Consider the following 441-nt stretch of genomic DNA (forward strand, 5'->3'; position numbering starts at 1 on the left):
AGAAATGAGGATGCCGGTTTTATATTATTATGGAAGAATGCCGCCGTCAAAATCCGCATATCTATCACGTTAAAATGGATTAACGGCAGAACGCAATGTCATTGAATATATTACGGAAGCATGAGGAGAGTCGCTTGGATGTTTGAGTAGTATCAAACGTTCAAGTGATTCTCTTTTTTAGAAAATGGTCGATGTGCTCGCAAAAAGCACAAGAGAAGATAAGAATGTTTATAGAATCTCGTAGATTTGCATGACCGTATATTTTACTCTTAAGAAGAGCCAAGCATCATCTACATTCGAGAAGGAGGATTGTAACGATTGGGGAAATTTTGCCTTTCGGGAACGATAAAGTTCGCCCTCATTTGAGCTTAGCAGGCAATCTTGATTCATGGACTCCTACCCTCTGGTTTGATCGAAATTGATGCTAATTTTAATAGAAAA

Source organism: Paenibacillus sp. Soil750, assembly GCF_001428045.1.
Classification (GTDB): Bacteria; Bacillota; Bacilli; order Paenibacillales; family NBRC-103111; genus Paenibacillus_E; species Paenibacillus_E allorhizoplanae.